This is a genomic window from Sphingobacterium sp. N143 (assembly GCF_030325625.1).
Lineage (GTDB): Bacteria > Bacteroidota > Bacteroidia > Sphingobacteriales > Sphingobacteriaceae > Sphingobacterium.
In genome coordinates this window covers 57,239-73,182 of sequence record NZ_JACAIS010000002.1, presented here as the reverse complement: position 1 = coordinate 73,182, position 15,944 = coordinate 57,239, and the positions used below count along the sequence as shown (strand labels likewise).

At 39.0% G+C, this 15,944-nt stretch carries 15 protein-coding genes; 2 read left to right on the top strand and 13 right to left on the bottom strand.

Annotated features, from left to right (window positions below):
• Nucleotides 1-9: 9 nt before the first annotated feature.
• The 3 genes from HX021_RS04145 to HX021_RS04135 are packed head-to-tail and all read right to left on the bottom strand — an operon-like array spanning nucleotide 10 to nucleotide 3,068.
• Nucleotides 10-507: an FKBP-type peptidyl-prolyl cis-trans isomerase gene (locus HX021_RS04145; protein ID WP_286588618.1), complete on the bottom strand. Its 498-nt coding sequence runs from the start codon at nucleotides 505-507 to the stop codon at nucleotides 10-12.
• Between the two features lie 37 nt (nucleotides 508-544).
• Entirely contained in the window at nucleotides 545-2,545 is a 2,001-nt protein-coding gene (locus HX021_RS04140; protein ID WP_286588616.1) for a thioredoxin domain-containing protein, read from the bottom strand.
• A 31-nt stretch (nucleotides 2,546-2,576) separates the two neighbouring features.
• Entirely contained in the window at nucleotides 2,577-3,068 is a 492-nt protein-coding gene (locus HX021_RS04135; RefSeq protein WP_286588614.1) for a SixA phosphatase family protein, read from the bottom strand.
• Nucleotides 3,069-3,389: 321 nt separating this feature from the next.
• Between HX021_RS04135 and HX021_RS04130 the strand changes: the two genes are divergently transcribed.
• Entirely contained in the window at nucleotides 3,390-4,382 is a 993-nt protein-coding gene (locus HX021_RS04130) for a hypothetical protein (protein WP_286588612.1), read from the top strand.
• A gap of 68 nt (nucleotides 4,383-4,450) precedes the next feature.
• Here HX021_RS04130 and HX021_RS04125 read toward each other — a convergent pair whose 3' ends face one another.
• The 6 genes from HX021_RS04125 to HX021_RS04100 all read right to left on the bottom strand — a co-directional run bounded on the left by HX021_RS04125 (nucleotide 4,451) and on the right by HX021_RS04100 (nucleotide 10,498).
• Entirely contained in the window at nucleotides 4,451-5,464 is a 1,014-nt protein-coding gene (locus HX021_RS04125; protein WP_286588611.1) for a glycosyltransferase family protein, read from the bottom strand.
• A 201-nt stretch (nucleotides 5,465-5,665) separates the two neighbouring features.
• On the bottom strand, nucleotides 5,666-6,721 hold the full coding sequence (locus HX021_RS04120) for a WaaS/CpsH family glycosyltransferase (RefSeq protein WP_286588609.1): 1,056 nt from the start codon (nucleotides 6,719-6,721) through the stop codon (nucleotides 5,666-5,668).
• 18 nt (nucleotides 6,722-6,739) lie between these two features.
• Complete coding sequence (locus HX021_RS04115) at nucleotides 6,740-7,735, bottom strand: glycosyltransferase (RefSeq protein WP_286588608.1); 996 nt, start codon at nucleotides 7,733-7,735, stop codon at nucleotides 6,740-6,742.
• A gap of 68 nt (nucleotides 7,736-7,803) precedes the next feature.
• Nucleotides 7,804-8,757 carry a WaaS/CpsH family glycosyltransferase gene (locus HX021_RS04110; protein WP_286588607.1) on the bottom strand — a complete coding sequence of 318 codons (954 nt, stop codon included), beginning with the start codon at nucleotides 8,755-8,757 and terminating at the stop codon, nucleotides 7,804-7,806.
• Complete coding sequence (locus HX021_RS04105) at nucleotides 8,757-9,746, bottom strand: WaaS/CpsH family glycosyltransferase (protein WP_286588605.1); 990 nt, start codon at nucleotides 9,744-9,746, stop codon at nucleotides 8,757-8,759. Before HX021_RS04105 ends, HX021_RS04110 begins: the two co-directional genes overlap by 1 nt.
• On the bottom strand, nucleotides 9,743-10,498 hold the full coding sequence (locus HX021_RS04100; protein ID WP_286588603.1) for a glycosyltransferase family 2 protein: 756 nt from the start codon (nucleotides 10,496-10,498) through the stop codon (nucleotides 9,743-9,745). The genes HX021_RS04105 and HX021_RS04100 overlap by 4 nt, the downstream gene beginning before the upstream one ends.
• Before the next feature lie 345 nt (nucleotides 10,499-10,843).
• Between HX021_RS04100 and HX021_RS04095 the strand changes: the two genes are divergently transcribed.
• Nucleotides 10,844-11,509, top strand: a complete 666-nt coding sequence (locus HX021_RS04095; protein WP_286588602.1) for a glycosyltransferase family 32 protein — start codon at nucleotides 10,844-10,846, stop codon at nucleotides 11,507-11,509.
• Here HX021_RS04095 and HX021_RS04090 read toward each other — a convergent pair.
• From HX021_RS04090 to HX021_RS04075, 4 genes are all read right to left on the bottom strand, one after another.
• A complete protein-coding gene (locus HX021_RS04090) occupies nucleotides 11,506-12,615 on the bottom strand; it encodes a glycosyltransferase family 4 protein (protein WP_286588601.1) in 1,110 nt (369 codons plus the stop codon). The genes HX021_RS04095 and HX021_RS04090 overlap by 4 nt on opposite strands.
• The gene (locus tag HX021_RS04085) at nucleotides 12,612-13,637 is read right to left on the bottom strand and encodes a glycosyltransferase family 9 protein (protein WP_286588600.1); all 1,026 of its coding nucleotides are present in this window, start codon (nucleotides 13,635-13,637) and stop codon (nucleotides 12,612-12,614) included. Before HX021_RS04085 ends, HX021_RS04090 begins: the two co-directional genes overlap by 4 nt.
• A 4-nt stretch (nucleotides 13,638-13,641) precedes the next feature.
• Nucleotides 13,642-14,247: a DUF4254 domain-containing protein gene (locus HX021_RS04080; protein ID WP_286588598.1), complete on the bottom strand. Its 606-nt coding sequence runs from the start codon at nucleotides 14,245-14,247 to the stop codon at nucleotides 13,642-13,644.
• A gap of 210 nt (nucleotides 14,248-14,457) precedes the next feature.
• Nucleotides 14,458-15,942, bottom strand: coding sequence for an NADH-quinone oxidoreductase subunit N (locus HX021_RS04075; protein WP_286588597.1), 1,485 nt, complete (start codon nucleotides 15,940-15,942; stop codon nucleotides 14,458-14,460).
• Nucleotides 15,943-15,944 lie beyond the last annotated feature (2 nt).

The following is a 15,944-nucleotide window of genomic DNA, read 5'->3' as shown; positions in this document are numbered from 1 at the left end:
AGGTCTTTATTAGTGACCTTGAGTACCATCAGCGCCATGAGAATGTCCGTGAGACAATTCTTCTTCTGTTGCAGGGCGTACATTTAAGATTTCGATATCGAAATTCAATGTTTTGCCAGCCATTGGATGGTTTAAATCGGCCACCACCACTTCCGGAGTTACTTCGGCAACTACAGCACGGAATTGGTTACCTTGATTGTCTTGCAAAGGCAATACTTCACCCACTGGTGGCAAGCCTGTTTCTTTGAACATGTCTACAGGTAACTGTGCGAATGCTCTGTCATCTTTCTGACCGTAAGCATCATCTGGTGCCAACTCAAAAGAGATTTTATCACCTATGTTTAAGTCTGCGATGTTCTCTTCAAATTTAGGCAACATCATACCTACACCATATAAGAAATCTAAAGGTTGCTCTGCAGTTGTTTCTTCAACGAAAACTTTTTCACCGTTTTCTACTGTGTGAAGTTTGTACGTCAATGCGACGACGTCGTTTGCTTTTATAGCCATCTGATTTTGATTTTTGGGAGCCTTAGGCTACCGTTTATTAAATATAATTTATTAACGCTGTTATGGATTCCTGGGGAAGACTACAGGTCTTGTTCTTACAAAGATATGCTTTTGTTTCCTTTCCGATCCTATGTTCCAGCAGGGGTAGATTTTCTTCCGTTCCACCGAGAACAATTTTGTTTGGAATGTAATGCTGATCCAGTTCTTTGCGAAAGGTGACGGCTTTATCGCCTGTCAATGCGATTTCATTGATTCCATATATTTCTTCTAGCAATAATATTGCCCAATTTGAATAGGCCGAACCATAAGTTTTGATTTGTGGAAATACATTGGCCAATAACTGGTCGGCTATGGCGCTGTAATTTTCATCATCAAACAGCAGCCCGAGCCGTTTGAGCTGCCGCACCATGGTGGAGGAAGAAGCCGGGATCACATTGTCCATGATCTCACTTTTTCGGGCAATCAGTTCTTCGGCTTGTGCCGATGTGTAATAAAATGTTTTTTGCTCGCCATCATAAAACAGTTCAATGGCTTTGTTTGCAAGGTCTCGGGCAGTAAGGAGCCATTTATGGTCAAATGTGGCTTCATAGAGCGCTATAAAGGCTTCTATGGTAAAGGCATAGTCGTCCAGGAAGCCGTGTATTGCCCGGTTTTGATCTTGTGGCTGATGCAATAACTGCTTGCCATCCGGCATGAGCTGTTCGCAAATAAAAGCTGCATTATTGAGAGCGAGTGTTAAGAAGTGGGGATTATCCAAGCTTCTATAAGCATCTACAAGTCCTTTTAATAATAAAGCATTCCAGGTGGTCAGCTGTTTATGATCCAGCCCTGGGCGGACACGTTTTTCCCGATAGTCAAAGAGCTTTTTCTTGGCTGTTTTCAAAAAATCTGCCCATTCGTCAGCTGACATATTGACCTTTGTGGCAAGTTGGTCTGCAGTAATGGCGCAAATGGGAATGTTGGTTTTTTCTTCTTCCCAATTTCCAGCTTCCGTTATATTGAAGTATTGTGCCAGCAGGACTGCATCATCTCCCAGTACATTGTCAAATTCAGCTTTTGATAAAGAATAGTATTTTCCTTCCACCCCTTCACTATCGGCATCGAGCGCACTGTAGAAGCCGTGGTTAGGCGCCAGCATTTCCCGCTCAGCCCAAGCGATGGTTTCTTCGATGATCCGCTTATAAAAAGGATCTTTATTTTGTTGGTATGCTTCAGCGTAGAGGGACAATAGTTGGCCATTATCATAAAGCATTTTTTCAAAATGTGGGATATGCCAATAGTGATCGACAGAATAACGGGCAAAACCACCGCCAATCTGATCATATATACCTCCGGATCCAATTTTTTTCAAGGTGAAATGCACATGGTCCAGGATCTCCTGATTATTGGATAAGACAGCGTATTTCAAGAAAAAGGACCAGTTGTTGGGAAGTGGGAACTTGGGAGCCCTGCTGTAGCCACCTTCTTTCTTGTCGAATGTTTTGGTCCAGGGAGCAACAATTGCTGCCAGGTCACTGACCGTATATTGTTCGGGTATGGGATTGATAGGTAGCTGTTCGGCCCGTTGGATGCCGCTGTTCAACTTGTTGGCATAGTCCAGGGCAACTTCCGGTTTTTCTTCCCACATCTGTGCGATCTGCAAGAGGATATTCTGCCAATCATGAGGCTTGAAATAAGTGCCACCATAGATCGGCCGGCCATCGGGCAAGCAAATACAGTTTAATGGCCATCCACCGGCATTGGTCATCAACTGCACAGCCAACATATACACCTGATCAATATCTGGACGTTCTTCACGGTCGATCTTGATGGACACGAAAAATTTATTCATGGTCTGCGCAATGGCTGTATTCTCGAAGCTTTCCCGTTCCATTACATGACACCAATGGCAAGCGGAATAACCGATGCTCACAATGATAAGTTTATTTTCATCCTTCGCCTTTTTTAAGGCTGCTGCCCCCCAAGGCATCCAATCCACCGGATTGTGTGCATGCTGCTTCAGGTAAGGGGAATTTTCAAACTGCAGTTGATTCGCCATAAGACGAAGGTAGGGAAAATGGATAGAACTTTTATCGTATTGTCCTTATTAAGGAAGCGGTATTTCCAGTTAGCATTTCAAATGTAAAGCCATTGTCCAATTCTAATTCTGCTAATTCTGCTGTTCGTAGATAAGCAGGTTTACGAGTGAGGTACTCAATTAAATCGGAAAGCGTGGGATTGTGGCCAATTAATATGATTTTGTCTACGCTGTCAGGTACTTTATTAATAACAGAAAGGAGATGCTTATATGTACATTCATAAATTGAGGGCTCTTCTTGTATAGCAAAAGAAGGTTCTTTAAGAGCATCTAAAACAATTTGAGTGGTCTGGAGCGTACGTTTGGCAGCAGAGGAAATAACCACGCTATTGTCGTCGAGGCTTATTTGCTGCGCTAGTTTGAGGGCAAGCTTTTTTATTTCTTCGATGCCTTCTGAAGTTAGGGCACGATCGAAATCCGTTATACCGGGGATTGTTTCTGCTTTAGCATGGCGTATGATGTAGAGTTTTTTGTTATTGTTCATAGTAATTCAAAAATTTTTAAACTTAGTTATTAAACGTTTATAAGGGACCTTTCATTATAAAAATAAGAAGATAAGTTCTTAAAATAGCATTGTATGCATTAGAGTCTATTGATTTATAATAACATGTGAAGAAAAAGTTTGTTTTATAATAAGAAGAACGAACCTTTTGTAGAGAACATTAATATATGGTATTCATTGGGTTATTTGATGAAGGGGATAGAGACGTTATAATCTCTTTTTAAAGAAAAATAGATGAAAATTAATTGTGTATTATAAATATTAATTTAATTTTGTCGATTGTATATTATAATATTATTAACAATGAAACAGATTTTATCTTTTATTTTAATTCCAATTTTATTTTTATCGTCTTGTTCGAAAGATGAACAGTTTGATAATGAGACTGATCCTGTCGAGTATCGTAAAAATAGTGCTGCATTTTCTTCAAACTACTTTATGATGTCAAACACCATTGATAAAGATCTTTTCTTAGGAGGATTGTGGTTGGTTGACAGTACAAAGGAAGGTGGTGCATTAGAGAAATTACGTGTAGACATCAGCAATTTTAAGATGAAGGTGGTTCATAATTCTGATTTAAATACGATTAAGTTTGCCGATTTTACCCCGAATTATAAAAATGTCTTAGCTTATGCGAAGTTGTTTAAGAATGATATATTTTCTGCAAATGTCAATTTTAGCTATGGTAATTTCTCTGATTATAATATGATCAGGACTTTTCTTCAAAATAGCTCAGATGCGGATGAAATTCTCGCACTCATTGCGAAGGATAAAGATGGAGAAAGAATGGTGCAGCAAAAGCATGGGTATTATGAAAATCAGGTTTTGGTGGACCTTGTGCTTGGAGCTCAGTACGATGAGTTTGCGGCTTTCTTTGACAAAAAATATGTAGAATCCTTGACGCAAGCTGGAAATGTACCAGCCTATGTAAGTTCTGCCGCTTATGGACAACATAGTTTGATTTTAGTTGAAAGTGATTATGCTGTTGGTGAGATCAAGAATATATTGGAGAAATTAAAAGCAGGTGAACAGCTGAACAACACCGATAAAGATCTTCTAGCATCAAGTGCCATGGTTATTTATTTACGTGGTGGCGATCAGGAAAGTTATATTAAAAGAGCTGAAGGGCTGAAAGATATAGAAGCAGCTTGGGAGTTGTTCAGAGAAAAAAGTGACAAAAAAAATAAGAGCTATGAATTCCCTATTTGGTATAGACTAACCAGCTTAGAAAACTTTAGGTTAATGACATATAAAATGAAATTCGATTATTTTGAAAAAAAATATTCAGTAAAATAAATATGGAGTAAATATGCTATCTAAGCAAATTATTACTTGATTTATCCTATTGACTATTTGATGGTTAATTATCTATTGAAATACTCGTTTTTGGTAAATGCATATAGCTTTTTATAGAGAAATGCATGTTTTACTAATTTTGTATGTTCAGTAAAGCGTTTCCATTTATTGAAGCGATTACGCCAGTTTAACTGTTCTTCGATATTTAATAGCTGGTTAACCATCTTATAGGCATTCAATTGTGCCAAAGCAATGTTTCTTAGCTTTTCCCCATCCTCGGGATTATATTTTTCAAGTTCCCTGATCAGTTCTTTTTCTTGATATTGACGATTCAGATAACGGCCTGAACAATTCATTTGTACATATTTCGAAAAATTTTCAGGTCGTAGATAGCCATCGGCTTTATTTCCGTTGTATCCACGGTGATCATAGATTAAACTGGGACGCCCACAGGCCATTGCATCGTAAATGGAGCGACCGATTCCTACTACAAGATCGAAAAGATTAATCTTTTGCTCAATACTGATTGTCGGATTTTTCTGCTTGTTATAAGCTTGGAAATGTAAGCCCTTTGCTTCGCAGATTGCCTTTAATTTTGCATTCGCTTTATCACTTTGACACAAGGATAGTACACTTTGAAGTGTTTCGTTTAATGGACGTACGGGTTTTTTTGTCTGTACATCTATCCCATTTAAAATAACATCGTTTGCATATCCCAGCTTTAGGAGATGATCGGATATTTCATCTGAAATGGCGACGTGATAATCTGCAAGCGGAGAGGGGTGTTCTAACTCGGGTACAGTACCGTGACAGATTTGGATGATGGGCGCCTTGGAAAAGAGTTCCTTAACAGAGCTGTTGTGATTGGCAAAAATTAGATCATACCTCTTTTTGTTCATAAATGGTATGCGTAATTCTTCTTCGATCTTTTCTGAAATAAGACCTTTATCAAAAGTGAAATATTCTACTTCAACATCAGGACGCACATTAAGTGCTTTGATCAAATCATAAGTATAAAGTTCAGAACCGCCAACCCCAGTCAAATGATTGGTAGCAACTAAAATCTTTTTTGTTTTTCCCATCTCCTCCGGTTTTCAGACATAACGAAGGGATATATGTATCCCTCGTGTTTTCATTTTCAAATTCAGATAAAGAAAATGTTTTATCTGAATAATTAATCTCATTCGATTATATTAACTAACGAGTATAAAGCGGCTTTCATTACACTTGTAGTCATAAAAAATGTTAAAACATGTCAGCTTGCTGAATTGAATCTTTATTCTTTATACCTGAACTGGCAAATTGATGGGAATATGTTCTCCTAAATCAAGAACATATTTGATCCAGTTAGAAAAGCTATATTTTCTTTTTATGATTGGATCTATTTCTTGCATGGGTATGTTAAGAAATGTAATAACTTGATCGTAATCGGTTTTAGAATCAATAATCAATATATTATTAGGCCGGTAGAAATCATACTTTTGAATAGATTTTTGGGTGGTGATCAGCTTCTTGTTATACCCTATAGCTTCTAACGCACGAAATGATAATCCATCATGTAAATAATTTGAAAAATCAGCTAAAACTTTAGATTGTTTAACTAAATCGATATTCTCCAAATAACTAATGCCATCATAACTAGTCCTAATGATGGGGCATTGCTCTTGTATTTCTCTTACAAACTCTTGGCTATGGGTATTGATTATTGCATTTATTTTTATCTCTTCTTTGTCTTTGAACAGATTGAAAAATTGATAAATATCAGCTATTCTCTCTTTGATATAGGTGCCAATGAACAGGATATCGTTGTTTGATCCAGGCGAATTTTCGGTTTTATCTTTAGTTATCTGCTGGTCTAGATAAAAATTGGTTAAAGGTAAGGTGCCGGACACTGCTAGATCAACAGGGTCAAAGACAAAAAATCGGTCAAAAAGTTCTATCCTGGAAAAGATATCGGGATATCGATCCAGGCCATCCCACTGATAGCCAACAGTGAGTCCTGTCATATTTTTTACTTTTTCAATGATCGATTTCGGGAACATATCTGGCCGGATAAAAAGAGCATAGTCGGCATGCTGGATATGCGCAAATTTCTCCTCATATTGCTCATCTAGAAATTTTTTGCGCAAAACATCTTTATATTGATAATCTTTTAAAACAAGTTTTCGATAAAGGTTTTTGAGCCGTAGTACTGGACTTTTATAATAAAAAGCCTTTTCTTTGATATTGATGTCTATAACTTCAAATCCTAAAGCCTCTAATTGGTCGCTAATAACAGAATTTAGACCAAAATTTTGGGGTGTGCCAAGTATAATTATCTTTTTATCGTTTGTTTGCATGCGGGTTTCAAATCCTGATTATCGGGCCAATATTTTGGGGGAGTGCATGATCTCATGCCAGATGTTCAATGTATCTTCTTTTTCTACCTGTAGGGTGTAACGAGAGGAAACAAATTTAGAGGCAAGTTCGCCCTTTCTCAGCATCTCATCTTGATTGTGATCAAACTTATCAATAATTGTTTTTACTGTCTTGACATAATCAATAATATCACCCTCAGCAACCGCAGTTGTAAATGCTGGATCAAAGTATTCTTTTCCGCCTTGCCCAATATAACCGATTACATAACAGCCACATGCCATCGCCTCAACAGGGGGTAAACCAAAGCCTTCCCTAAAGTTGAAACTCAGAAAGATCATGCTTTCTTTCATAATTGTGGCTACTTCCGATTCCGTTTTATTATCGATTGAAACTAACGACCAATCTTTTGGGAGTCCAGTTAAACGCAGAATATTGACAACCTGTGAAACATCACCACCAAGTTTTCTTGGCATAAAACATAGCTGTTTTTTTTTGTTGGTGCTTAATGAAAAAATACGTAGATCTATGCCTAATCTCATTTTCAAGGTTGTTATATGGGGGAAAGCATAATTAAAATAATCCTTAGCATCGTCTGAAGCAACAATAGTGGCTAACGTGTCGACTGAGCTGTATGGGGTATCCTTGTAATCCCCATCCAATGCAAAATGATCAAATGTATAATAACAGTTCTGATTAAAAATAACACGCTGGTTTTGCGGCATAATCTTATGGATCCTTGGTCCATAGATCTCAGGAAATACGAGAATGGCATCTTTTTCAATGCGGTTACTGATTAATCGAAGTACTTTTAAAAATATCCTCTTACTGAATGTTATTGTCTTTTGCCTGTAATCGTATTTTAACCTTTTGAATAGCCATGGATTATATTTTATGGGGACTTTTGCATTGAACCAACGTTCTACTTTCCCTATTTTTCGATGTAAGATTACTGCATGATACCCGGCCTCATTGAGGACTTCTACTTGGCGGTACATTTGTTTAACACCACCGCTCGCGGATCTATTGGTTGGGCAGATAAAATATATAGTTGGCTTATTCGGCATTACGATATGATGGTTTGAATCCAGTTCTTTATAAAATATTTTTCCTTGATATTACTGTCAATTACTTTGTATGCACTTTTAAAAAAAGATTGCGGTATGTCAATGGTATTGATATCCTCAATAATATGAATATTTTCTTCATTATAGAAATCGGCTTGAAAGATATTGGCTGTCGTTATTAACTTTTTTCCGAGACCAATAGCTTCAAATGGTCTAAATGAGAGCCCTTGTTGGTTGGGATGTGCAAGATCTAGTATTATTTTGCTATCAAGATAGTATTCGTATGCTTTATTAAATGGAATAATTTTATGAATTACTTCGATATTGCCCGGAAGCTTTTCCTTTATTGGATGTGAGGGGTAAGTGAAGATCCTGGCTTTAGCTTTTATTCCGTGTTTTTCAAAGTATTCAAACAGTTTGATGGCATCGTTTATCCTTTTGTCGTATGTCATCAATAAGGCTACATCGTATAATGAAGTTTTTTTACTTTGCTCGACGAAATAAAAGTTTGTAATCGGTTTGAAACCGAATCTTTGGCAATCAGGAGGATCGAAGCTAAAAATAGTATCAAATGAATCGATAAAATGTTTCTGTGCAGGAATTTTATCAATACTGTCCCAGAATAAGCATACTGAGCGTTTACAAGCCAGTTTTGCAAGTTGTAAATCTTCTGCTGTTAATACATCTGGGCGATTAATAATTAGTAAATCGAACTGTCCTTGCTGCGCAATAGTCTGCCGGATATATTGTCCTTTTTTTATTTCTTTCAGATTTTTACCCAAAAAAGTTTTGAGAAAGAAATTATAAATTCGTTCCCCAAAATTTTTGTATTGGTAAGGAAGTGTTGAATTGACATCAATGACCTTGTGGTCACTGTATTTTTTGAGCCCCTCACTTACAACTTCATTAAATCCGTAATAACCTGGGGCGATGAATAAGATTTTTTTCTTCATTAATAAAGAAGACTTTTAAGATTAAAGATTTTCTTCAACCAAGCGTCAAGTGTATAACGCTCATAAATGTCGTGAGATATCTTTTTGTAGGGACTGTTGAAGAAAGACAGGTCTAAATTACTTAAATTTTTATCGATATATAAGATATTCTGTGTCGCATATAGGTCATAATCGATAATACTGGGGTTATCGGTTATAATCTTTTTTTCTAGCGCCATGGCTTCGAAAATTCGGAAGCTTAAACCTTCCTGCCCTTCCCGCATTAGATCAATAATGACTTTGGACTTTTTATATTCATTTAGTACTGCTTCATTACTAATAGGCTTCTTTCGAAATTCTATCAGTGTTGAACCTGTAGGCCTAAGCAAGAAATTTCTGAGCTTTTCTTTCCATACCTGTTTGCCGACAACAATGATTCGGCTTTTTATATGAAGCTTGGTAAGGTGAGCAACTAATTTCCGTAGTAATTTGATCCGATGTTTATCATAAGACGTGATATAAAAGAGATCATGTTCAACAGCATCGGACTGAACTGGCTGTTCGGAAAGATAATTGTAGTTGGTAATCTTTTCAAAGCCATATTTTTTGACGTCTTTGTCTTCAAATGAATAGATCTTGTCAAAGAGTTCTAAACGATCCTTGACTGGAAACCGATCCAGATTATCGTATAGATAGGAAATTAGATAGGGGGTATAAGATTTGATCTGTTTAATAGTCTCATAATCCAAGTTATGTGGATTGAGTACGAGAATCTTGTCCTGTGGACCGAGCTTGGCCAGCGAATCGAGCACATATTGTTGGCGTTTGATATGCTTGATGTTGCGGTTCAAAAAGATTTTGCTCATAGCATTGCGAAACCGTTCACCAAAGTTTTTATATCGGTATGCACCCATATTAATATGGGAAGCTTCGACCCCTTTCTCTTGTAATTTCTTTACAATATGGTGGTCGTAATTCCAATAATCAAAGCTTATAATGCAAATCTTCATTTTTTTTCTTCTCTTTTCAAGGACATAAAAGTTTCATGTACACTGAGGCTCTGCAAATAACAAAGTTGATATCCCCGCCGCCCATCTAATATCCCCAGTTTCAAAAAGTATGCCTTAAAAAACTTAAAGGCTACTTTTGCCCAGTGACTGAATAGGGAGTACCGTTTGTTTTTTGCGTGCAGCTCCTTTCCTTTAAGATCTCCATAATGAATCATTTTTTCTTTATAGCTATCGTAATCGGCAAAGGAATAATGCCATATTTTGTTCTTTAATACACCAATTGTTCCATGGACAATTAATGTTTCGTGAACTTTCTTCTGGGTATCGTAGATAGCTTTGCTTTTCCGGAACAGACGGAAATTTTTGTCGTTCTGTGTGCCTGAAAAGTTTATTCTATCTCCACAAAAGAAAAATAAACGATACATGTAATATGCATCGTTTGCCTGCGGATCATTAATGGTATCCATTATTTCCGCTCGGCAGGCTTCGGTCAAACGTTCATCGGCATCCAAAAATAGTACCCAGTCATGACTGGCGTACGCCAGAGCCAAATTGCGCTGCTTGGTGAAATCCTCGAATTTATGCTGATAGATCTTCACTTTAGGATGCAATCCAGCAAGTTCCAACGTACGATCGGTACTGAATGAATCCACTACAATGATCTCATTAGCAAATGCTAAACTCTTAAGGACTTCGTCGATATTGTCCTCCTCGTTGTATGTAATAATTAAAGCGCTTATTTTTTGACTCACGTATACGATTTAATTAAGAAATTGGACCATACTGTAATTATAACGCGGTAGATCATCATTTCGTTACAATTGATGTGAAAAAATGACAATTTAAGTTTTCTATAGTCGAGACCATATAAAAGTCCCGTTGTTTTGTGACAAATATATTACATATTTTTTGTAATAAAACAAAAAATATGTGCGCTTTTTTGAAAAAAAACGCTGTCCAAGTACGGTTTTCTCCAAGGTAATGACAAAAAAATGGCTCTTATAAATAATATATGATTATTTTTGCGGCTATAGCAATAACATATTCTTCGTAGCACTATTGTGGCTATTTTATAACGTATTATTAATTTGATTTAAGTGGCTATTCCAAAGGTTATATACCAGACTTTCAAAACGAATAAGATTCCCTTATTGACCAAGTTTTATATCTGGCGATTTTTAAGAAAAAATAAAGGTTATCGTAGGGAATTTTTCGATGACGATCAGGTCGATGCTTTTATGAAGGAATCTTTTGATGACCGTACTTACCGTGCTTATTCCCGGCTACAGATAGGGGCGGCAAAAGCTGATTTTTTTCGATATGCCATTCTATATATCCGAGGTGGTATTTATTTGGATCTGGACAGTGATATCACCGGGATATTAGATAAAGTGCTTCATGCAGATGATGTCGCTGTAGTTGCGCGGGAGAAGAAGTGGCAACAGTATTTTGCACAGTGGGCATTGATTTTTGATAAGGGACACCCTTTTTTGAAAGAGACCATCGAACTGATCGTTGAAAATATCGAAAATAATCGGTTTCCCCATGATGTCCATTCCATGACTGGTCCGACGGTGTATTCACTCGCCATTAATAGGGTTATTGCACGTAATCCGGAGGTTCCTTATCGTATCTTTACAGATGATTATAAAGGTATCATGAAGTTTAAATATAAATTGGGGAAAATTCTGATCTACGGGGATCGCTCCAAACACTGGAAAAAATTGCAGAAAGTCATTCCAGTGGTAAGAGCCGAAGATTAAAGTGCTAGGTATTGCGCATTCCACTGAGCCGCCAAATGCTCATCGTTGAACTGTTGGGCATAAGCCAGACCTTTTATGCGCATCTCCTGGCGGAGTGCTGTATCTTCAATAACCCTGTTGATGGAATGCCGGATATCTTCAATATCATGGGGTGAGACGTACTGTGAAAATGGACCTCCAGCCTCGGGAAAGACGCCGGAATTGGTGGTAATCACCGGGGTACCTGAATACAAAGCTTCAATAATGGGGATACCAAATCCTTCGTAAATGGACGGATAAATAAAAGCAAGGGCCGAAGAGTAAAGTACCGAAAGTTCCTGCATATTTAACCCACTAAGGAAGTGGACCCTATGGTTCATCTGGTGCTTATCTATAAATTCCTTTAGCTGCAACTGATATTTGGTGCTTTTCCCGACAATAACCAGGGGGATGTCTATGTTTTCTATTGCCTTAACAATGGAAAGTGCATTTTTTCGCTCTTCTATCGTGCCCACATTCAATAAAAACTCATTGGGAAGGCCCAGACGCTTTTTCAATGCTTCTTTCTCAGCGGCTGTCTTTTCAGTTTTAAACGCTTCGTGACAACCTTGGTAGATAATGTTAATTTTTTCTTCCGGAATATTGAAAAACTCGATGATATCGTTTTTGGTCTGTTTGCTGATGGCTACGATTTTATCCGACTGACGGCAGGCATACGCAAATTTCTTCTGATAGATCCAGCGGTCAATCGGACGGTACAGCGCGGGGTAACGCATAAAAATCAAATCGTGCATGCTCACAATGGATTTGACCTGAGCTGCCCCCAAATCAACTGGAATTTCTCCAGAAAGGCCATGGAAGATGGCTATTTGATCTTTTTTTAGGTCTGATACAATTCTTTTTGTTCGCCAGTAATTGGGGAAATGTCGATTGATATAGCCATGTGGAACCTTAATTTGCTTGCTGTCAACCAGATTTGTATAGTGTTCAATGGATGTTTTTGGCGTATAGAGCAGATAGTCATTTTGAGGTACGAACTTCGATAAGATGCGTACCAAATCACGGCTGTAGTTCCCCAAACCTGATGTGTTGTTGAAGAAACGCTTTGCATCAAATCCTATCTTCATGTTGTCGCTATTATCTTTTCGATCACCATTTCAGGTGTAATTAAATCAATGGCTTCCACACCATCACAATCACAGGGCCGGTTGCCATATACTGAGCTGGGCCGGTTGGGATGTTCTACTTGAACACAGTCGTCAGGTTGTTGTCCATAGCCCATAAATCCTGCATAAGGATGTGTTGCCCCCCAGAGCGACAGGCACCTGGTACCCATCAATGATGCCATATGCAGGCCCGAGGAGTCCATGCTGATCATGAGATCCAGGTTGGAGATCAAATCCAGCTCTTCACGCAACGAAAATTTTCCTATCGTATTGTGTGTATTTGGAAAACGCTCGGACCACTGCTGGGCTATTTGGTATTCGTGATCTCCTCCACCAAATAGAAGGATAGTGTATTCCAGTTGGGACAGACGTTCTATAAGCAGTTCCATCTTACCCTGAGGCAGTATTTTATAACTGTGCTGCGCAAATGGGGCAATGCCTATTTTCTTTCGATCGGAATTATTCAATAGCTCGGAGGCTGCCTGAGGTATCTCCCGCAACTTATTGGATAGTTGGTTGCTAAGCTCAAATTTAAATCCCAATGCACGAAATACATCGGCGTAACGTTCCACAGTCGGTCGCAGTGGTACCTTGACTTTATGTTCCTTTCGGGTGAGGGCCTTTTTCTCTGCTCGTCCTTTATCCAGTTGTCTGACCTGAATTGTTGCTAGTGAGAATAAGAGGTCCAGTATGCGTGAACGTAAGTTGAAATGCAAATCAGCAACCGCATCAGCATGATAAGCCGAAAGTTCTTTTTTTAGCCTTACCAGACCGATGAGGCCTTTGTGTGCCTTTTTGGGCTCAATGGCATGAAAGGTGACCTGCCTGATCCCTTCAAAAAAAGGTGCAAAAAAGGCCCTGCTCACCATGATAATTTCCACAGCCGGATATTGTGCGCAAAATTCCTGCAACACAGAAGCTACCATGGCAACATCGCCCATGGCTGAAAAACGCGTCACTATGATCCGTTTAGGTAAGGGCATGGTTCTATTTACCGGATGTGTAGAGTACTGGGTTTAGTGCCGGATCGTTGTACATTTTCATCTGTTTATAGACTTTCATATATTTCTCGCCGGCTTCAATAGCAGTCAACAGCTCGTCAATACTCTGCGACAGATCTTTTCGTTGTTCTAAAAGGATGGCCAACTTATCCTGACAGGCACGGATATGGGATTCAGAAGCATCTGTGCGCAGTGTCTCTTGTTCCATATGGTAAATTTTGAGCGCCAGGATCGAGAGTCTATCAATAGCCCAGGCTGGACTTTCTGTATTCACCGTTGCCGATGGATTTACTTCGATATCTTGGTATTTCTGTAAAAAGTAACTGTCAATATATTCCACTGTATCTGTGCGGTACTGATTGGATTCGTCGATCCGTCTTTTCCAGTATAGCCCGTCTTTAGGGTCAATGGAAGGATTACGCACCACATCTTCCATGTGCCATTGCACGGTATCAATCCAGCACTTCAGGTAGAGTAGATGCTCCAGGGATTGTTGGTCATACGGATTCTGGATCGGATGATCAATCTGGTCGTATACGTGGTAATCCTGGATAGCACGTTGAAAAATGGGATTTGCTATTGCACTAATCATGCTACAAACTTAGATAAATTTGCATTTAAATACAATTTATAATAGCGCAGCAGCTGTCAGCCGATTCAGGCAATATCGCTGCCATTTTCAGCAATTATATAGCACAAAAATTTATTGGTTTTATATTGAAGATAAGCCTGTACCGGTTTAGTCCATGATGCCATCAGTTTTTTATGTGAAGATTTCAATAAGAAGGGAGTTAAAGCGTGTCTAAAATGCAGCCAACAGTAGGTCAGGGAATAGCCCGAGCAGAATAACGACGGCGGTACACAAAAGTCCCAGCCCCAGAAGTAAGGGGTCAAAGCGAAATGATTGCTGCGTGGAACCGTCTTTCAGAAAGGCGTTCAAAGGAATTTTGAAGTAATAGAATAAAGAAATAACCGAAGTTAAAGCACCCACAATCAATAGGGCCAGGAGACCAAAGGATTGAAAGGTCTGATATTGTTCGAAGACCTTGGAAAAGACCAGCAGTTTTCCCACGAAGCCCGCAGTAGGGGGGAGGCCCACCAAAGCAATCAGGACAAGGGAGAATGCGGTGAATAGTAACGGAAATTGTTTGCCCAGTCCACGATAAGAATCTATTTGGGTGTGGCCTATATGGACTTCCAGTGCATCGATAAAAATAAAGACGGCAATATTCATCAGTGCATAGATAGACAAATAGAACAACAATACGTTTGATTCATTGTTTTGATAGACCAATACGGCCATCAATAAAATACCGGTATGACCGATGGAAGAGTAGGCCATCATCCGTTTGGCATCCTGTTGACGGAGTGCAGCCAGGTTACCGATCAGCATAGTGGCAATGGCTATCCCCATGATGACATAGGCCAGGAAATCACTGAAATAAAAAGACACGGTCAGCCAGGAGGCTAGCAATTTGGACAAGAGGACGACAACGGCAATTTTGGGTACCGTGGCCAAATACGTTGTAATCACTGTGGGAGCTCCTTGATAGACATCGGGGCTCCAGACGTGAAATGGAAAAAAACTTAATTTAAAGCCTATGCCCGTGAGTAAAAACAATAAGGCCAAGCTAACCATAATCTGGGGTGCTTCTATTAACCCCGCGATATGGCTCTGTGTATCGAAATTCAAGTTTCCCGTGAAACCGTAGAGCAGAGATAATCCATAGAGCATCACTGCGGCACAAACTGAGCCGAAGAGCACATATTTCATGGCTGCCTCAGATTGCACCTTGCTGGACGAAAAATAGCCTACCATGATGTATGAGCTGATTGATACCGTTTCTACAGCAATAAAGATCATCAGCCAATTGCTGGACATGGTCAATAGGTTCAGGCCCAAGGTTGCGGTCAGCAGTACAGCATACAGATCTCCCAAAGGCCGTTCTTGGTGCTGATGCCGTTGATGGATAAACAACAGGATGAGAACCGTTGAAACCAGGATAATAAGCCGTGCTGATATGGCAAAGTCATCGATATGGATCATATCAAAAAATCCGGTTATCTCAATATGACTGAGCCCTTGTCCAAGCAGATAGCATCCACTGAGTAATAAACCGATCAGGGTCATCGTGAAAGATGTTTTTTTCCAGTACCTGTCAAGGAAAAGACTAGCTAGAATAGTACCTATAAAGGTGACAATCAGTGTCAGTTCCGGTTTGAAATAAGGGACACTGCTGATAATCTGGTCGATGAATGAGCTGATATATGGACTGAATGCAAACATGC

Coding starts and splice junctions, on each gene's coding strand:
- HX021_RS04145 (WP_286588618.1), bottom strand. CDS start 507: ATGGCTATAAAAGCAAACGACGTCGTCGCATTGACGTACAAACTTCAC.
- HX021_RS04140 (WP_286588616.1), bottom strand. CDS start 2,545: ATGGCGAATCAACTGCAGTTTGAAAATTCCCCTTACCTGAAGCAGCAT.
- HX021_RS04135 (WP_286588614.1), bottom strand. CDS start 3,068: ATGAACAATAACAAAAAACTCTACATCATACGCCATGCTAAAGCAGAA.
- HX021_RS04130 (WP_286588612.1), top strand. CDS start 3,390: ATGAAACAGATTTTATCTTTTATTTTAATTCCAATTTTATTTTTATCG.
- HX021_RS04125 (WP_286588611.1), bottom strand. CDS start 5,464: ATGGGAAAAACAAAAAAGATTTTAGTTGCTACCAATCATTTGACTGGG.
- HX021_RS04120 (WP_286588609.1), bottom strand. CDS start 6,721: ATGCAAACAAACGATAAAAAGATAATTATACTTGGCACACCCCAAAAT.
- HX021_RS04115 (WP_286588608.1), bottom strand. CDS start 7,735: ATGTACCGCCAAGTAGAAGTCCTCAATGAGGCCGGGTATCATGCAGTA.
- HX021_RS04110 (WP_286588607.1), bottom strand. CDS start 8,757: ATGAAGAAAAAAATCTTATTCATCGCCCCAGGTTATTACGGATTTAAT.
- HX021_RS04105 (WP_286588605.1), bottom strand. CDS start 9,746: ATGAAGATTTGCATTATAAGCTTTGATTATTGGAATTACGACCACCAT.
- HX021_RS04090 (WP_286588601.1), bottom strand. CDS start 12,615: ATGAAGATAGGATTTGATGCAAAGCGTTTCTTCAACAACACATCAGGT.
- HX021_RS04085 (WP_286588600.1), bottom strand. CDS start 13,637: ATGCCCTTACCTAAACGGATCATAGTGACGCGTTTTTCAGCCATGGGC.
- HX021_RS04080 (WP_286588598.1), bottom strand. CDS start 14,247: ATGATTAGTGCAATAGCAAATCCCATTTTTCAACGTGCTATCCAGGAT.
- HX021_RS04075 (WP_286588597.1), bottom strand. CDS start 15,942: ATGTTTGCATTCAGTCCATATATCAGCTCATTCATCGACCAGATTATC.